Source organism: Streptomyces sp. NPDC001828 (assembly GCF_042892175.1).
Classification (GTDB): domain Bacteria; phylum Actinomycetota; class Actinomycetes; order Streptomycetales; family Streptomycetaceae; genus Streptomyces.
This window is the reverse complement of record NZ_JBIATV010000007.1, coordinates 1-17,480: the sequence shown is the minus strand read 5'-3', so window position 1 is coordinate 17,480 and position 17,480 is coordinate 1. Positions and strand designations below refer to the sequence as shown.

Here is a 17,480-nt window from a genome sequence, read left to right as displayed (position 1 = left end):
TCTTTCCCGGGGACGGCCCCGACCCCCTCACCACATACTGCCTTGGCCCACTGACAACGCCGGTAAACGTCCGCTGGAGGGCCTCAGGCCGGGGTCACGAGCAGCGGCCTGGCCCGTTCGCGCAGCTCGGCGACGCGTGGCTCGTCCCCGTACGGCTCCAGGCGGTGCAGCAGATCGCGTACGTACTCGGTCGTGCGGGCCGAGGAGATCCGGCCCGCGACCTCGACGGCCCGGGTGCCGGCCGCGCAGGCCGCGTCCAGGTTCCCCGACTCCAGCTCGGCGACCGCGCTCACCACCAGGCGGAGCCCGTGCGAGCGGACGAACTCCTCGGTGGGCCGCGAGAGGGCTTGCTCGGTGAAGCGGCGCACCTGCCGGGGCGCCTTCAGGTCGCGGTAGCACTCGGCGGCGTCCGCGGCGAAGCGGTCGTAGGAGTAGAAGCCGAGCCAGGAGGGATCGCAGTCGCCGTCGCGCGAGCGCTCGAGCCACGCCTCGGCGGCCTTGAGGGCGGCCTCGGCCGGGTGCCCGTCGCCGGCCTTGGCGTGGGCGCGGGCCTCGACGAGGCGGAAGAAGGACATGGTGCGGGCGGTGGCGAGGCCGCGGTTGCGCTCGACGGCGGCCTGCGCGAGGTCGACGCCCTCGTCGGCGAAGCCGCGGTAGGTGGCCTGGAGCGACATCGAGGCGAGCACATAGCCGCCGAGCGGCACGTCGGCCGCGGCGCGCGCGAGCCGCAGGGCCTGGATGTAGTAGCGCTGGGCCGCTTCCTGCTGGCCGGTGTCGAAGGCCATCCACCCGGCCAGCCGGGTCAGCTCGGCGGTCGCGCCGAACAGGGCGCGCCCCACCTCGTCGCTGTACGAGCCGAGCAGCAGCGGGGCCGCGTCGACGCGTAAGCACTCGGGAACCATGGACGAACGCCAGTCGCCGCCGCCGTACTTGGAGTCCCAGCGGCGGGCGTCCTCGGCCGCCTCGCGCAGTTTGGCCACATCGCTGTGGCCGACCTTCAGCGGTGGCAGGTCGGTCAGGTCGATGCTGCGGGCCACCGAGGAGTCGGCGGGCGTTATGAGCCAGCGGGAGGCGGGCGTCGCGTACGCGCTGACCGCGAAGGAGCCCGCGAGGGACTGCCAGATGCCGCCGCCGGCCCGCCGCCCGGCCAGATCCAGCCGGTACAGATCGGTCGCCGAGCGGACCGCCTCCGACACGTCACGCGGGAAGGCGAGCCCGACCTCGGGGGCCGGATCGGCGTCGGCGAGGCCGATTTCGTGCAGCGGGACGGGCCGGCCCAGCTTGGCGCCGATGGCCGCCGCTATGAGATGGGGCGCGGCGCCCTGCGGCACCATGCCCTTGGAGACCCACCGGGCCACGGAGGTCTTGTCGTAACGAAGGGTCAGGCCCCGTTGCGCGCCGAGGTCGTTGACCCGTCGCGCCAGGCCGGCATTGCTGATTCCCGCGAGGGCGAGAACGGTGCCGAGCTTCTCGTTCGGCCCGCGTTGCTCCCTGGACATGCGCCACCCCTCGACACAGACGGCGTTCCCCCGGGCGGTGTGGTGTCCGGATCGTCGGCCGCAAAAGCATGTGGCCGAGCCCTCGGGAATATGCCACCCGTGAGGAACAGCAGTAAACACAGCGTAGTTCGCCGCATCCCGACCGTTAAGAGGCGGTCTTCCGTATGGCGAGATTGTTTTCCGTACGGCCGGTTGCCGACACGCATGGGCGCGGCCCGGCCCCGGAGCCCGTTGCGCCGGGGTGCGGCGGGACCGGCCGCCGCCGCGCTCCCGCCGTGTGGCCGTGCGCCCGGCCGTGCGCTCTCGCCGGTCCTCCAGGGGGGCGCTTCCATGTGTGGTGCGTGGGTCGGCCCGCTGCATGGATCCAGTGGGCTGGGGGACACCGCCGCCTCAATCCCCGCGGGCGGCGGACCGGTCCGGGAGGCGAACAGCGCCTCCCGGACTGTGTGTTGAGGGCCTCCGGAGACGCGTGTGGCCGTTGCTCGGCAGTCGGAGAATGGCCGAATATCGCCCCTCGTAGCGCGCCCTTGGAGCGCCTGGTCGATCACCGGTGACCCGTCCCGTACGTCCCGAGAACGGCGCCAATCGGCCACCCGCCGGGGCGAATTCACTTTTTGCGCCCGCTACCCGTAGCCCCTCCGGGGCGCCGTTGTCGTGGCAGCATGGGGGCCCGGCCTCCTTCGGCCCGTACGGACCTCCTGGCAGGGCGTCCCGCCGAGGGGCCGGTCCGGGGTTGTCCACGAGTTGTCCACAGCCTGTGGAGGCGCGATGCGATGGTTGGTGGGGTGGAGCAGCGTCGCCGCAAGCTTCCGCGCGGGCACCTACGGTACGGGCGCATACGGGGCGGGCGGATACGGCACGGCAGGTGCCGTGGGTGAGCCCGACGAGGGCCGCACCGTCCACCCCGTCGGGGCCCAACTCCTGTGGGGCGACCCGGATCCGCTGTGGGCGGTGGGGGACTGGCGGCCCGACGAGATCCGCATCGTCAGCGTCGGCGCCGACACCCGGCTCGCCGTCCTGGGCTGCTGCGCCGCCAGCGACGAGGAGCTGCGCGTCGGCCTGTTCGCCGCGCGCGGGGGAGCGCTGCGCCACCTCTCCGCCTGGGCCGGCAGCTACACGGCGGTCGCCCAAGTGGCCCGACGCGTCACGGTCGTTGGCGACCTGGCCGGCGCGCGGCCCGTCTTCTACACCCCCTGGGCGGGCGGAACCGCCTACGGCACGGCGGCACTTCCGCTCGCCGACCTCATCGAGGCCCAGCTCGACATCGGCCACCTCGCCGCGCTGCTCGCCTGCCCCGACGTGCCCGAGGCGCTCGGCGACTCCACGCCGTACGCGGGCGTGCGCCGCATCCCGCCCGGCCACGCACTGGTCCTGCGGGAGGGCTCGCGCGAGATCACCGGGTACGAACCGGTCGCGTCCCTCGCGGTCGCCGCGCCCCAACTGCCGCCCGCGGCAGCGGTGGAGGGGGTGCGCGACGCCCTGGTATCCGCGGTGCGGGCCAGACTCACCGCGCCCCGGCACGCCCCCGAGACCCTGCCGCCCGACCCCGGCCCGGTCCCCGGCATGGGCCCCGCCGAGCGGCGCGCCGCCCGTGGGGGCCCGGCCCCCGGGATAGGGGCCGACCTCTCCGGAGGGCCCGCCTCCGCGACCCTCGCCCTGCTCGCGGCCGGACTGCCCGGCGTGCCCGGCACCGTACTCGGCCACGGCACCGGCGCGGGCGAGCGGCTGCTCGCCGTCACCTTCAACGACCTCACCGCACAGGGCGCGGGCCGGCAGGCGGAGCTGGAGCGGGCCGGCGCGATGGCCGCCAACCCCCGGCTGCACCACGTGGTGGTGACCGGCGACGAGGAGTCCCTGCCGTACGCCGACCTCGAAGGCCCGCTCACCGACGAGCCCGGCCCCTCCCTGATCGCGGCCCCCCGCCACCGCCGCCGCCTCCTGTCGGGCAGCGCCGACCACTTCACCGGAAGCGGCGCCCGGCAGGTCCTGGACGCCCATCCGGCGCGCCTGGCCGATCTTCTGATGGACCGTCAGCGCCGCCATCTGCTCCGGCCGGCCACCGCGCTCGCCAAGGCCGGCGGCCCCTCGGCCAACTCCCTGTTCGTGCCCCTCACCGTCTACCGCGCGGCCCGCCGCCTGGCCCGCACCCCGTACCGCACCGGCATCGAGTCGGCGGCGGACGCCCTGCGCGAGCCCAGCTTCGACGACGGCGCGAGCCCGCTGTCGATCTCGCTCGCCGCCCTGTCCTGGACCCGTCCGGGACCGGCGGCCCGCTGGCTGACGGGGGAGGCGCTGGCCGAAGTATCGGTCCGCCTGATGGCCTCGGCGACCCGCCCGGCCCCTTCCCTGCGCCCCGGCGAGGCCCGCGCTTCGGCGGCCCTCGCCCGGTACGCGGCCGACCACCGGATCCTGGAACAGGCCGCGGAGGTGCGCAGCCAGCGCCTGCACGCCCCCTTCCTCGACAACCAGGTCGTCCGGGCCTGCCGCGCCCTGCCCGAATCGCTGCGGGTCCAGCCCGGCGCCCGCGCCTCGATCCTGCGGACGGTGCTCTCGGCGTCCGGGGTGCGCGATCTGCCGCCCGGCTGGGGCGCGCCCTCGCACGCCCCTTCGGCGGCCGCCGCCCGGGCGGGCCTGCGCCAGTCGGCGGACCCGCTGATCTCCCTGTTCGAGGCGCCGCTGCTCGCGGACGCGGGCCTGATCGAGGCCCGTACGGTCCGCAAGGCGGTCCGCGCGGCCGCCGCGGGCGAGCCGCTCCCTCTGGACGGCCTTGCCGATCTGATCTCCACCGAACTGTGGCTGCGCCGCCTGCTGGCCCGCCGGGGCACCTGCTGGACCGGCACCGCCGCGCCGCGGCAGCGCGCGGTGGCGGGCGGAGTCGTGCCGCCGCGGCGGCCCACCCTGCGGTCCTGAGGCCCGCTTCGGCGCCCCGGGAGGAAAACGGTTGCCCCCGCCCGGCGAAAGCCCGTCACAATGAACCGGTGCGGTACCTGATCCTGGGCGCCACGGAGGCGCACGACGACCACGGCACCGCCATACCCCTGGGCGGCCCCAAGGTGCGCGCGCTCCTGACCGCGCTCGCGCTGCGCGCCCCCCGCCCCGTCTCCGTGGCCGCGCTCATCGACGACGTATGGGCGGACGAACCACCCCAGGACGCCCCCGCCGCCCTCCAGGCCCTGGTGGGCCGGCTGCGCCGGGCGATCGGCAGGGCGGCCGTCGAGTCGGGCCCCGCCGGCTACCGCCTGGCCGCCGCGCGCCACGACGTCGACCTGTACGCGTTCGAGGACCGCGCGGCCGAGGGCGCGGCCCGGCTCGCCGCAGGCGACCCCGAGGCCGCCGCCGACATCCTGCGCGCCGCCCTCGCCCTGTGGCGCGGCCCCGCCCTCGCGGACCTGCCCGAACGTGACGCTGCCCTTCGCCCCGAAGCCCAGCGCCTGGCCGCCCGGCGCCACCGCATCGAGGCGGACCTGCGGCGCGGCGCGACGAGCGGGCTGCTGCCCGAGCTGACGGAACTGCTCGGCGCCCACCCGTACGACGAGCCGCTGCACGCCCAGCTCATCCGTACGCTGCGTGCCGAAGGCCGCGGGGCCGACGCGCTCGCCGCGTACGAGAAGGCCCGCCGCACCCTGGCCGATGCCCTCGGCGCCGACCCCGGGCCCGAACTGGCCGCCCTGCACGCCCAGTTGCTGGCCGCCGCACCCGCCCCCGAGGCCGCCGCCGCTCGGCCCCGGGCCGGCAACCTCCGCCCCCGCCTGACGTCCTTCGTCGGCCGCGAGTCCGAACTGGCCGTCATCCAGGCCGACTTGACGGCATCCCGGCTCGTCACGCTCATCGGCCCCGGCGGCACCGGCAAGACCCGCCTCGCCGAACAGGCCGCAGCGGCGGCGCCCGCCGAGGGCTGGCTCGTCGAACTCGCCCCGCTCGACGAGCCCGACGCCGTGCCCGGCGCCGTGGTCTCCGCGCTCGGCCTGCGCGAGACGACGCTGCTCGCGCAGGGCGCCAAGGCCGCCCACGACGACCCCACCGCGCGCCTCGTCGACGACCTGTCCCGCCGCCCCGACACGCTGCTCGTCCTCGACAACTGCGAGCACGTCATCGACGCCGCGGCCCGCCTCGCCGAGACGCTCCTCACCCGCTGCCCCCGGCTCCGCATCCTCGCCACCAGCCGCGAACCCCTCGGCGTGCCCGGCGAGGCCGTCCGCCCGGTCGAGCCGCTCGCGCCCGCCCCGGCCCACCGGCTGTTCGCCGAGCGCGCCCGCACCGTACGCCCCGACTTCGACCCGGCCGCCGACCCGGAGGCCGTCGCCGAGATCTGCCGTCGCCTCGACGGCCTGCCGCTCGCCATCGAACTGGCCGCCGCCCGGCTGCGGTTGCTCACCCCGCGCCAGATCGCCGACCGCCTCGACGACCGCTTCCGCCTGCTCACCACCGGCAGCCGCACCGTCCTGCCGAGGCAGCAGACCCTGCGGGCCGTCGTCGACTGGTCCTGGGACCTGCTCGACGAGCCCGAGCGCACCGTGCTGCGCCGTGCCTCCGTCTTCGCCGGCGGCTGGGACCTCGACGCCGCCCAGGCGGTGTGCGGCGGCCCCGACGAGCTCGCCGCGCTCGTCGAGAAGTCCCTGGTCGTCGCGGTCCCCGCGGCCGACGGGTCCGGGATGCGCTACCGCATGCTGGAGACGATCCACGAGTACGCGGCCGAGCGGGCCGCCGAGACCCCCAAGGCGCTGCGCGAGGCGGCCGCCGCCCACACCGCGTACTACCGCGAGCTGGTCCGCCGCGCCGAACCCCTCGTCCGCTCGCACGAGCAGCTCCCCTGGATCGACCGCCTGGAGACCGAGCTCGACAACGTACGGGCCGCGCTGCGCCGCGCCACGACCCCGCCCACCGCCGACGAGGCGGCCGCCACCGAACTCGCCCTGGACATGGGCTGGTTCTGGTGGCTGCGCAACTACCGCAACGAGGGCGCCGCCTGGGCCCGGGCCATCGCGGCGCTCTCGCCGCCGCCCGCCGACGAGCCGGACCCGCGCTACTGGCCGCGGCTCCACCTGGACCTGCTGCGCTTCTTCCTGCTCTCCGACGCCGACCCCCGCGACGGATTCGCCGACCCCGGGGTGCAGGACCGCATCGCCGGGATCCGCGGCGCCTTCGAGGCGGGCGGCCCCCAGGCGGCCCGCTTCCCCGGCCTGCTCTGGCCGTTCACGACGTTCTGCACCGACAGCCCGCTCACGGTCCGCTCCTCGATCGACGCCGTCGTCGCCAACTGCCGCCGCCACGGCGAGGACTGGTCGGTCGGGGTGTCCCTGATGTTCCGCACCCACATGAGCATGGACATGCCCGGCGGCATGGAGGGCATCGACGACGACCTCGCCGAACTGCGGGAGCTCGGCCGCCGGGTGGGCGACCGCTGGATGCGCGCGCAGGTGGCCGGCGCCGCTGCCGAGGCCGCGATGATGCGCGGCCTCGTGGAGCCGGCCCGCGCCGCCTACGAGGAGGCGCTACAGCTGGCCCGCGAGGTGGGCGCCCACCAGGAGGCGCCGTTCCTCACCGCCCGTGTGGGTGAACTCGCCTACCGCGAAGGCGACTTGGACGCCGCCGAGAAACTCCTCCTGGAAGCCGCGGCCGAGGCGGACCGCTACCGGGTGGCCGACGCGCTGCCCTACGTCCACTCGCTGCTCGCCACCGTCGCCCTCGACCGGGGCGACACCGCCGCCGCCCGCGCCCTGCACGCTCGGGCCCGCGAGTTCGCGGAGGTCGGACCGCCACCCCCGCACTTCGCCGCCCTGCTCGACGGCCTGGGCGCCCGCATCACCGCCGCCGACTCGGGCCCCCTGGCGGGCCTGCGCGGCATGACGGAAGCGCTGCGCACGGCGACCGGCTCCGCCTGCACCGAGCTGGTCCTGGCCCATCTCGCCGAGCGCGCCGCCCAGTTGCTCGGCGACCTCGACCACCACGAGAGCGCGGTACGCGTCCTCGCGTCCGCCTCCACCTGGCGCGGCCCGATCCCGCGCACGGTCCCGGAACGCGCCATCGAAGCCTCCATCACCACCCGAGCCCGCCGCGCCCTGCCCCCCACCCGCTACAAAACCGCCAAGACCGCCCCACCCCTGTCCCCCACGGAAATCCTCACAACCCTGGACACACTGAACCTCCCCTGAGCGATGCGGCTCCGCCGGTGGGTGCGGCGCTGTGTCTTCTGCCCGGCTCCGCCGCGCGGGTGCGACCGGTTCGGCGCTGGGTCACCAACAGGGGTGCGGGGAACTGCGCGAACGGCCCCCGCCGAGCCGCAGTCGACAAACCACGCGCGGGAGCGTGGCTGCTCTGGAGGGGGTCCACCTGCGGACCGTGCGTGGCTGGTCGCGCAGTTCCCCGCGCCCCTTGCGGGGCTGGGGGTGCCGGATGCGGGGCGCGACGGGTTGGGCGCCGGGTCACCTACAGGGGCGCGGGGAACTGCGCGAACGGCCCCCGCCGAGCCGCAGTCGACAAACCACGCGCGGGAGCGCAACCCCCGGCCGGAGCCGAGCCAAGGCACCCCCGGGGCCAAGCCAAGGCACCCCCGGGGCCAAGCCAAGGCAGCCCCGGGGCCAAGCCAAGGCACCCCGGAAAGCCGCGCCGCGCCTTAGCGGCAGCTGATCTGCGACTGGGCCCAGTCCGCGAGGGCAACCCCGCCGAACGGACCGGCCGGCTCGACGACGAGCCGGATCGTCCGACGGCCGGAGATGTCGGCGTGCACCGGCACCGCGGGGTCGCCGCCGCGCAGAACCGGCGACCGCCACAGCCTGGCCCCGTCCCCGTACAGGGAGAACCGCACCGCCCCGAGCCCCATCGTGAGATCGTCCACCCCCGCGTACGCGTCGTACGTACGGCACTGGCGGTTGAGGTCGATGGTGACCGAGGACCGGCCGTGCACGGTCACCCCGTGCGCATAGCGGTGCTCGCCCACGCTCATGCCCGAGCGCTGCCACAGCCAACTGGAGCCGCCGAGCCGCACCTCGGGCTTGGTGCCGTCGCCGAGGATGCCGTAATCCAGGCGGCTCACCTGGAACACCGCCGGGGCGGGCGGCGGCGGGGGCGGGGGAGGCGTCGGCCTGGGCGGCGTCGGCTTCGGCGGCACCGGACGCGGCGGCACGGGCGCGGGCCGCGTCGGCTTCGGCGGGGCCGGACGGGCGGCCGGCTTCTTCGGCGGAGGCGGCGGCGGCGAGGGCGCGGGCGGCGCGGGCGCCGGAGCCGCAGGCGGCTCGGGGCTCGGCGGCGGCTTCCGCGGAACGACGGGCGGCGCCACCGCGGGCGGCTTCGCATCCGGCTTCGGCGGCGCCGAGTCGTTGCCGGTCAGCGCGAACACGACCCCCGCCGCCACCGCGACGGCCACCGCCGCCGCGATACCGGCCTTGGCCGGGGCGCCGAGCCCCTCCGAGGCCACCGCACCCCCCGCCGCGCCGCCCGACGAGCTGCCGCCCGTCGCCGCGGCCGCCGCACCGGCGCCCGCGGCCCCGGCCGCGCCGCCCGCGACGACCCCGGCCGCCTTGAGCGAGAACCCGGCGGCGAACCAGCCGATGACCGCGACCGGAAGCAGCGCGGGAATCCCGGCGTTGACGTCCTTGAGCTCGACGACCGCGACCCGGCACTTCGCGCACTCCTCCAGATGCTTGCTGAGCCCGCGTTCGGCCCGCATCCGAAGGCCGCCGCGCGCATACGCGCCGAGCCGGTCGGCATGGCGCGCGCAGTCCCCGCCGGAGGTCAGCGCGGTGGAGACGTGCGCCTGGAGGTAGGCCTGCTTGAGCCCTTCGCGGGCCCGGCTCGCGAGCACCGCCGTCGCGTTGGCGGTAAGACCGAACAGCGGCGCGATCTCGCTGGGCGACTCCTCCTCGACGGTGGTGTGCCACAGCACCGCCTGCCACCGCTCGGGCAGCGAGCGGAACGCCTGCATGGCGAGCGTCTGCTCTGCCTCGTGCATGGCCCGCACATCGGCGCCCAGATCGATGGTGTCGTCGTCGGACACCTCGGACGAGCGCGCGGCCTGCTGGGCGAAGACCGCGAAGTCGTCGACCAGCTGCTCCCGTTTGGCGGTCCGCGTCCAGGACGCGGCGACCCGGCGCACGGTCGTCATCAGGTAGGCGCGCACGGCCTGTTCGGGCCCGGCCCCGCCGCGCACCGCCTGGAGGGTGCGCGCGAAGACCTCCGCCGTCAGGTCGTCCGCGGTGTGCGCGTCGCGGCAGCAGCTGCGGGCGTAGCGCCGCACGGCCTCCGAGTGCCGCCGGAACAGCTCCTCGTACGCGCTGTCGTCGCCGGCCCGCATCGCGTGGATGAGGTCGGCGTCGGACTGGCCGACCTCGCCGAGGTCCAGGGTCATGCCCTCGCGCAGGCCGCCCTCGCGCTGCGACGGCACGCTCGTGCCGGGGTCGCCGATACCGTCCATCGGCCCCCAGGGGCCGGGCAGTACGGTCCCGCCGAGCTCGTTCACCGTGTGCTCGTACGCGCCCGCGTGCTCGGTACCGGAACCGCCGACGGCCTGCCCCGGAACCGACGCGGACCCACCCGGCACGGCTTTCCCGGGACCGCCCTGGCTCGGCACCTGGCGCGGTGGACGACCGCCCTCGGGGCCGCCCGATTCGGGACCGCCGCCGTCCGAGAGTGACTCGTCCCGCTCTTCAACACCCATAGCGGAAGCTCCCGTAAGCACGCACAGACCCGACCACCGGGCAAGCGTGCCACAGAGCACAAGCGGAGCCGAGTGTCAGACCCGGCAACCACTCATCCGGGGAGACTTACCGCACCCGAGCACTAGCCGTCACTCTTTCGGGGAAGGCTCGTTGGCTCGGGAGCGGCCGCGTGGCGCCTCGCAACTCGCTTTATTCGTACGGGAGTTGACATTCAGGACGGGCGCGAGCGGAGCCCTTCCAGGAGGATGTCGAGCAACCGTGCCGAGGCCGCCGCCTGCTGGGTGGGATCCGGCAGCGAGGGCGCCGCCGTGGCTATCACCAGGAGCACATCGGCCACGGTCACATCGACGCGCAGCTCGCCCGCCGCGCGCGCCCGGTCCACCAACTGCCCCACCACGTCGAGCAGCTCGGCCGCGCCCGCGTCGTCCAGGTCCTGCTCCGGCGCCGCCCGCTGCTCGATCACCCGGCCCCAGCCCGGACCCTGCTCGGCCGAGCCGACCTGGCGCTGCTGCGGCACCCGCGCCTCGTCGAGCCCGTCCCGCACGCCGTCGGCCCGAAGCCCGTCGGCCCGAAGCCCCTCGGCCCGAAGCCCCTCGGCTCGCAGTCCGTCGACCCGGGGCACCTCGACCCGGGGCCCCTCCGGACGTACACCCTCGGGGCGCACACCCTCGGCCTCCTCGGCGTCGACACCGACCCGCAGCACCTGCGGCGGAAGCAGCCGGCCCGCGCCCGAGGCCACCGAGGTGCGCAGGAAGCGGGAGAGCGCCGACCAGGGCTCGTCCTCCTGGCCAAGGGCCGTACGGGCCTGGTCCGTCAGGCGCGCGGTCTCCTCCTCGGCTATCCGGCGGACCAGCACGTCCTTGCTGGGGAAGCGCCGGTAGACCGTGCCCACACCGACCCTGGCCCGGCGCGCCACGTCCTCCATCGGCGCCCCGTAACCGAGCTCGCCGAACACCTCGCGCGCCGCGCGCAGCACGTGCTCCAGGTTGCGCTGGGCATCCACCCGCAGCGGCGCGGAACGCGATCCGCCGCCGCTCAGACCCGTACCCACTCGACCGTTTCCGTCGGACGCCGCGACGGCGGTCTGCCAATGAGAGTCCTGAATGTGCATTTATCCCCCGGTAATAACGTCTCCCCCCGGAGACTCCCCGCCCTGACAGCCGAGGACCGGTCCCTGATCCGACACCCCGACGGGATACGAACATAGTTGAGCCGGACTCAATTCAGAAGAGGTTCTTCCGCACGGTGTGCCCCCCGATCGGACCAAGGACCGAAACCTGACCGAATCGGACCCGCCCCACCACGTGTCACTCACACCATGACCTGCGGATCTTCCCGCGCCACCGGAAGAATGAGCCACCCGCCGCAGCAGTGCCTTCCAGTCACACAATTTGTCGGGGCTGTGGACAAAGCCCGAGGCCCGTTGCGTCATGGGGTGGTGACAGAACCTGTGCGCATTCTCGTGGTCGGCGGCGGATACGTCGGGATGTACACGGCGCTGCGCCTGCAACGCCGGCTCAGGGCCGAGCTGCGGAGCGGGGCGGCCGAGATCACCGTGGTGGCCCCGGACCCGTACATGACGTACCAGCCGTTCCTGCCCGAGGCGGCGGCCGGAAGCATCTCCCCGCGCCACGTCGTGGTGCCGCTGCGCCGGGTCCTGAACCAGTGCCGGATCGTCATCGGCGAGGCCGACCGCATCGACCACGCGCGGCGCACCGCCACCGTCACCACCCTCGCCTCGCCCGAGGACGGCACCGGCACCGTCCGCCTGACGTACGACGAACTCGTCCTCGCGCCCGGTTCGATCTCGCGCACCCTGCCGGTCCCCGGCCTCGCCGACTACGCCATCGGCTTCAAGACCGTCGAGGAGGCCATCGGGCTCCGCAACCACGTCATCGAGCAGATGGACATCGCCTCCTCCACACGCGACCCGGCCATCCGCGACGCGGCCCTGACCTTCGTCTTCGTCGGCGGCGGCTACGCGGGCGTCGAGGCGCTCGCCGAGCTGGAGGACATGGCCCGCTACACCGCGCGGTACTACCACAACATCCGCCCCGAGGACCTGAAGTGGATCCTCGTCGAGGCCAGCGACCGGATCCTGCCCGAGGTCGGCGAGGAGATGGGCCGGTACGCGATCCGCGAGCTGCGCGCCCGCAACATCGACGTACGCCTGGAGACCCGGCTCGACAGCTGCGAGAACCGGACCGCCGTCCTCAGCGACGGCGCCCGCTTCCCCACCAGAACGGTCGTGTGGACCGCGGGCGTCAAGCCCGCCCCCGTCCTCGCCGCCACCGATCTGCCCCTGACCGAACGCGGCCGGATCGAGTGCACCGCCGAGCTGCGGGTGGCCGGCACCGAGCACGCCTGGGCGGCCGGCGACGCGGCCGCCGTCCCCGACCTGACCTCGGACGAGAAGGGCAAGGAGTGCGCGCCCAACGCGCAGCACGCCGTGCGCCAGGCGAAGGTGCTCGCCGAGAACATCGCGTCGGCGGTGCGGGGCGGCGAACTCAAGGAGTACCGGCACAAGTACGTCGGCTCGGTCGCCTCCCTCGGCCTGCACAAGGGCGTCGCCCACGTCTACGGCCGCAAACTCAAGGGCTACCCGGCCTGGTTCATGCACCGCGCCTACCACTTGAGCCGCGTCCCGACCTTCAACCGCAAGGCCCGCGTGCTCGCCGAATGGACGCTCGCCGGGCTCTTCAAACGGGAGATCGTCTCGCTCGGCTCGCTGGAACATCCGCGCGCCGAGTTCGAGATCGCCGCAGGCGGCGGCCCGCCCGCCAAGGGCCCGGCCCCGCACGACGACTGACGGTTGTCAGTGCGGTCCGTCACACTGGGCGTGTGACCATAGGTGGGCCCACACCTGCACAGAGTGATCCCGCGACCCAGCACCGCATCAGCACCGGCAGCACAGCACCCGCAGCAACACACGAGGCTTGGAACACCGTGAACTTCACGCGTTGGAGCGCCCGGCTCCCCGGTACGCAGCGCCGCGCCGCAGCACGGACCGACCGGGGCTCCGTGCCCGCCGCCCGCGGCGAATCCGGGCCGCAGCCGCAGCCCTGGCCGGACGACACGGCCGAGCCCCCGGTCCTGGACGACCTCTCCGTGCGCGAGGTCCTCGGCCAGCTCCCCGCCCTGGTCGCGCTCCTGCACGGCCCCGAGCACCGCGTCGCGTACGTCAACGACGCCTACGCCGCGGCCTTCGGCACCCGCCCGCTCGGCGCCCCGGCCGCCAAGGCGCTGCCCGAGCTCGACGAGCTCGGCCTGCTGCCGCTGATGGACCAGGTGCTGCGCAGCGGCAAGCCCCGTACGGTCAAGTCCCGCAAGACCCAGGCCGGCGGTTCCTACACGGTGACGTGCACCCCGGTGGAGATCCCCGGCCGGACCGAGGGCGGTGTGCTGGTCTTCGCCGCCGACGTCACCGATCACGCCGAGGCCGCCGAGCGGCTGCGCACCAGCGAGCGCCGCCACCGCGAGACCGCCGTCACCCTCCAGCGCTCCCTGCTCCCGCAGGAGCTGGAGCAGCCGGACGACCTGCGGGTCGCCGCCACCTACCAGCCCGGCGGTACGGACGCGGCGGTCGGCGGCGACTGGTACGACGTGATCACCCTGGGCGCCGGCCGCACCGCGCTCGTCATCGGCGACGTGATGGGCCGAGGCGTGCGCGCCGCCGCCGTGATGGGCCAGCTCCGCACCGCGGTCCGGGCGTACGCGCGCCTCGACCTGCCCCCGCACGAGGTGCTCCAGCTCCTGGACGGCCTGGCCGCCGAGATCGACGCCAGCCAGATCGCCACTTGCGTCTACGCGGTGCACGACCCCAACGAGGGCCGCTTGGTGTACGCGTCGGCGGGCCACCTGCCCGTTCTCGTGCGCCATGAGGACGGCACCGTCCACCGGGCGGAGGACCCGACGGGCCCGCCGCTCGGCACCGGCGGCTGGCTGCACACCTCGGGCACGATCGCGCTGCCGCCCGGCGCCACCGCCGTCCTCTATACGGACGGCCTGGTCGAGCGCCGGCGGGAGGACATCGACGAGGGCGTGGCCGCCCTTGAGCGCGCGCTGTCCGGCGCGGTCGGCACCCCCCAGGTGGTGTGCGACCGGCTGCTGCGCTCGCTCGGCGTCACCGCCGAACACGACGACGACGTCGCGGTCCTGGTCTGCCAGCACCCCGCCCGCACGGGACACGCCGCCGAGCTCTTCCACAACGCGGCCCTCGACCTGCTGGGCGGCATCGAAGCGGCCCCGCGCGCCCGGGCGTTCGCCTCCGGCGTGCTCGCCTCGTGGCGCTTCCCGGTGGAGCTGCGCGACCTGGGCGTGCTCGCCGCGAGCGAGCTGGTGGCCAACTCGCTCCAGCACGGCACCCCGCCGATGCGCCTCAGGCTCCGCCGCACCGACCGCCGCCTGATCATCGAGGTGACGGACGGCGACGACCACCTTCCGCGCCGCCGCCGCGCCGACCCCGGGGACGAAGCAGGACGAGGCATCTCGATCGTCGCGACGATCGCCTCGTCCTGGGGTTCGCGCCGCACACCGGGCGGCGGCAAAGCGGTGTGGTGCGAGTTCGCGCTGCCGGGTTAGGCCCGTCAGGCGTTGGCGGGCGACTGCTCGGGCAGGTGCACCGCCACCACGCGCGTGGTGGCGGCGGCGGCCGGGTGGTCCTGCGCGAGGGTCAGCTTCTTGCCGAGCCGCAGCGCGAGGAAGGTGATCCCGAGCGAGAACAGCACGAACGTCACGATGTACGGGCCGTGCAACGCGGCCCCCATCGGACCGCCAACCGCCGGGCCGACGGCCAGCGCGAGCTGCTTGACCAGCGCGAACGCCGAGTTGTACTGCCCGATCATCGACTCCGGCGCGAGATCGGCGACCAGCGGCGCCACGGTCGGCGACAGCATCGCCTCGCCGAGCCCGAACAGCGCGTACGTCGAGACGAAGGCCGCGGTCGCCATGGCCTGGCTGCCGTGCCCGAGCCCGGCGTAACCGGCCGCGATCCACGCCACGGCCCAGATGAGACCCACGGACGCGATGACGCGGCTGCGGCGCCGGCGCTCCACGAACTTAAGCACCAGGAACTGCGCGACCACGATGACGGCGGTGTTGGCGGCCAGCGCGATCCCGAGCGTCGAGGGCTGGATCCCGGCGGCCTCGGTGCCGTACGCGGCGAGCCCGGACTCGAACTGGCCGTAGCAGGCGAAGAACACGACGAAGCCGAGCACGCACAGCTGCACCATCGCCCGGTGCCCGAGGATCGCCCGGATCCCGCCGCCGGCGCCCTGCTCACCCTTGGGACGCGCGTCCGAGAGGACCGCCGAACGCGGCATGCGGACGGAGGCGGCGATCCCGGCGAGCACCAGGAACATCACCGCTTCGATGGAGAAGAGCAGGATGAAGCTGGAGGGGTGGTCCTTGTCGACGATCTGGCCGCCGATGAGCCCGCCGATGCCGAGCCCGAGGTTCTGCAGGAAGAACTGCATGGCGAAGGCGCGGGTGCGGGTAGCGGGTCCCGAGCACCAGACGATCATCGTCGCGAGCGCGGGCTGCATGACCGCGGTCCCGGCGCCGAGCAGCGCGGCGGAGGCCACGGCCGCCGGCACGTTGGAAGCGAAGCCCAAGCTCAGCGCGCCGACGGAAGCGAGCAGCGCGGCCCCGACAAGGACCGGCAGGGGACCGCGCCGGTCGATGACGCGACCGGTGAACGGCAGCACCACGAGCGCGGCCATGGCGAAGACGGCGAGCACGACACCGGCCGTCGTCGCACCCAGGTCTCGCACCTGGGCCACATAGACATAGAGGTACGGAACGGTGAACCCGAGTCCGAACGCGCTCAGCGCGTTACCTGCCTGGATCCGGCGCATCGCTGCACCCATCGCCTTGGTCACACTCACCACCTTGGGGGTCTGGAAGCTCGGAGAACCCGACGCCCGTGGACGTGAGCCGGAGGGCTCGAACGTGAAGGGCTCAGATCTGAAGACTTCAACACTAAAATTAGAGTCTTAACAATACACACTCAAGGACTTAGACGCCAACGAACCCCGTGCCATACTCGCGACATGGCTGAGACCCCCGAGCCCGCCGAGCCCGACGGCCCACAGGAGCCGACCCTCGACGAGCAGATCGCCGCGTATCAGCGCGAGTACCGCGACCTCGACCCCCAGGTCGAAAAGGTCGTGTCGGCCCTGGGCCGCCTCAACCGCCGGATGAACGTGGCGTACGGCCGACAGGTCGCCGCCCTCGGCATCAGCAACGCCGAGTGGGAGGTCCTCAAGACCCTCCTGCTCGCGGGTGAGCCCTACCGCCTGGGCCCCGGCGAGCTCGCCAAGCGCCTCGGCCTCACCCCGGCCGCCATGACGCACCGCATCGACCGCATGGCCGGCGAGGGCCTGGTCACGCGCGACCGAGACGAGAACAACCGGGTGCGCGTCATCGTCGAGCTGACGGACGAGGGCCGGACGAAGTGGCTCGAGGCCATGCGCATGGCCAGCGACTTCGAGGAGGACCTCCTCCAGGACCTGTCCCCCCAGGAGCGCGGCGTCCTCGGCGAGATGCTGATCCGCCTGCTCCGCAGGGTGGAGCACGCCCAGCCGGACGCGGGCGGCCGCCTCACCGACCTCGACTGACCTGGACCGCGGCCTCGATCGAGGCCGCGCCAAAAAATCAGTGGACAGGAGCCGGGGCCGGGGTTGACACGGTCCGCCTCGGTCCGTAAGGTTCTTCGAGTTGTGCGGAGCCGATACGGTTCTGCGACAACCGTCCGCCGCAGATTCTGCGGCAACCCAACCCAGCACGATCTCCCGACCGGGATTGTTTTCGGCATGCCGAATTCATTTCGATTGGGACCGGAAGCCCCGATTACGGGTTGCCGGGAAAATCCGCTAGGGTTCGGGAGTCCGAACGGCCCAACAGCCGGGAAGACAAGCCGACTTGGCCCCGGGAGACCGGGAATCAGGACCGAAAGGATCTGATAGAGTCGGAGCCGCCGGAAAGGAAAACCCGAGAGGGAGAACCTGAAAGGCACCGAGGAAATCGGACACGAAAGAGTCTGATAGAGTCGGGAACACGAAATACCGAAGGGAAGCGCCCGGAGGAAAGCCCGAGAGGGTGAGTACAAAGGAAGCGTCCGTTCCTTGAGAACTCAACAGCGTGCCAAAAGTCAACGCCAGATTGACAACCCCGTATCCGCTCCGGCGGATCGAGGTTCCTTTGAAAGTCCTGTCCGGCCCTTGTGGTCGGCAGGCAATTACACAGCGAGGACGCTGTGGACGGGCCGCCTTATTCCGGTGGTTCCGTCCCGCTCTTACGTGATGTGTGCACCCGATTACGGGTAAAC

The 17,480-nt window shown here is 73.8% G+C and carries 9 protein-coding genes; 5 read left to right on the top strand and 4 right to left on the bottom strand.

The genetic code is table 11. The features are described 5' to 3' along the window. Positions 1 to 83 precede the first annotated feature (83 nt). Entirely contained in the window at positions 84 to 1,499 is a 1,416-nt protein-coding gene (locus tag ACFYZA_RS20360; RefSeq protein ID WP_161245700.1) for an MFS transporter, read from the bottom strand. A gap of 768 nt (positions 1,500 to 2,267) precedes the next feature. On the opposite strand from ACFYZA_RS20360, the gene ACFYZA_RS20355 reads away from it, so the two are divergent. Next, complete coding sequence (locus ACFYZA_RS20355) at positions 2,268 to 4,409, top strand: asparagine synthase-related protein (RefSeq protein WP_382599759.1); 2,142 nt, start codon at positions 2,268 to 2,270, stop codon at positions 4,407 to 4,409. A 68-nt stretch (positions 4,410 to 4,477) separates the two neighbouring features. Beyond that, on the top strand, positions 4,478 to 7,651 hold the full coding sequence (locus ACFYZA_RS20350; RefSeq protein WP_388492003.1) for a BTAD domain-containing putative transcriptional regulator: 3,174 nt from the start codon (positions 4,478 to 4,480) through the stop codon (positions 7,649 to 7,651). 461 nt (positions 7,652 to 8,112) lie between these two features. On the opposite strand, the gene ACFYZA_RS20345 is transcribed toward ACFYZA_RS20350, so the two are convergent. Together ACFYZA_RS20345 and ACFYZA_RS20340 are read right to left on the bottom strand one after the other, a co-directional pair. Beyond that, on the bottom strand, positions 8,113 to 10,152 hold the full coding sequence (locus ACFYZA_RS20345) for a sigma-70 family RNA polymerase sigma factor (RefSeq protein WP_388492002.1): 2,040 nt from the start codon (positions 10,150 to 10,152) through the stop codon (positions 8,113 to 8,115). A 212-nt stretch (positions 10,153 to 10,364) separates the two neighbouring features. After that, positions 10,365 to 11,264 carry a TetR/AcrR family transcriptional regulator gene (locus tag ACFYZA_RS20340; RefSeq protein ID WP_388492001.1) on the bottom strand — a complete coding sequence of 300 codons (900 nt, stop codon included), beginning with the start codon at positions 11,262 to 11,264 and terminating at the stop codon, positions 10,365 to 10,367. A 327-nt stretch (positions 11,265 to 11,591) separates the two neighbouring features. Between ACFYZA_RS20340 and ACFYZA_RS20335 the strand changes: the two genes are divergently transcribed. Together ACFYZA_RS20335 and ACFYZA_RS20330 are read left to right on the top strand one after the other, a co-directional pair. Then, positions 11,592 to 12,962, top strand: a complete 1,371-nt coding sequence (locus ACFYZA_RS20335; RefSeq protein ID WP_388492000.1) for an NAD(P)/FAD-dependent oxidoreductase — start codon at positions 11,592 to 11,594, stop codon at positions 12,960 to 12,962. Positions 12,963 to 13,099: 137 nt separating this feature from the next. After that, on the top strand, positions 13,100 to 14,734 hold the full coding sequence (locus tag ACFYZA_RS20330) for a SpoIIE family protein phosphatase (protein ID WP_388491999.1): 1,635 nt from the start codon (positions 13,100 to 13,102) through the stop codon (positions 14,732 to 14,734). Positions 14,735 to 14,739: 5 nt separating this feature from the next. Here the strand turns inward: ACFYZA_RS20330 and ACFYZA_RS20325 are convergent, their stop codons facing one another. Continuing rightward, the gene (locus tag ACFYZA_RS20325) at positions 14,740 to 16,020 is read right to left on the bottom strand and encodes an MFS transporter (protein ID WP_382599789.1); all 1,281 of its coding nucleotides are present in this window, start codon (positions 16,018 to 16,020) and stop codon (positions 14,740 to 14,742) included. 183 nt (positions 16,021 to 16,203) lie between these two features. On the opposite strand from ACFYZA_RS20325, the gene ACFYZA_RS20320 reads away from it, so the two are divergent. Next, entirely contained in the window at positions 16,204 to 16,770 is a 567-nt protein-coding gene (locus tag ACFYZA_RS20320; protein WP_345261667.1) for a MarR family transcriptional regulator, read from the top strand. The last annotated feature ends 710 nt before the right edge of the window (positions 16,771 to 17,480 follow it).

What these genes read in the sequence shown, in the direction of transcription:
- ACFYZA_RS20360 (WP_161245700.1), bottom strand. Translation starts at nt 1,499, where the DNA reads ATGTCCAGGGAGCAACGCGGGCCGAACGAGAAGCTCGGCACCGTTCTC.
- ACFYZA_RS20355 (WP_382599759.1), top strand. Translation starts at nt 2,268, where the DNA reads ATGCGATGGTTGGTGGGGTGGAGCAGCGTCGCCGCAAGCTTCCGCGCG.
- ACFYZA_RS20345 (WP_388492002.1), bottom strand. Translation starts at nt 10,152, where the DNA reads ATGGGTGTTGAAGAGCGGGACGAGTCACTCTCGGACGGCGGCGGTCCC.
- ACFYZA_RS20340 (WP_388492001.1), bottom strand. Translation starts at nt 11,264, where the DNA reads ATGCACATTCAGGACTCTCATTGGCAGACCGCCGTCGCGGCGTCCGAC.
- ACFYZA_RS20325 (WP_382599789.1), bottom strand. Translation starts at nt 16,020, where the DNA reads ATGGGTGCAGCGATGCGCCGGATCCAGGCAGGTAACGCGCTGAGCGCG.
- ACFYZA_RS20320 (WP_345261667.1), top strand. Translation starts at nt 16,204, where the DNA reads ATGGCTGAGACCCCCGAGCCCGCCGAGCCCGACGGCCCACAGGAGCCG.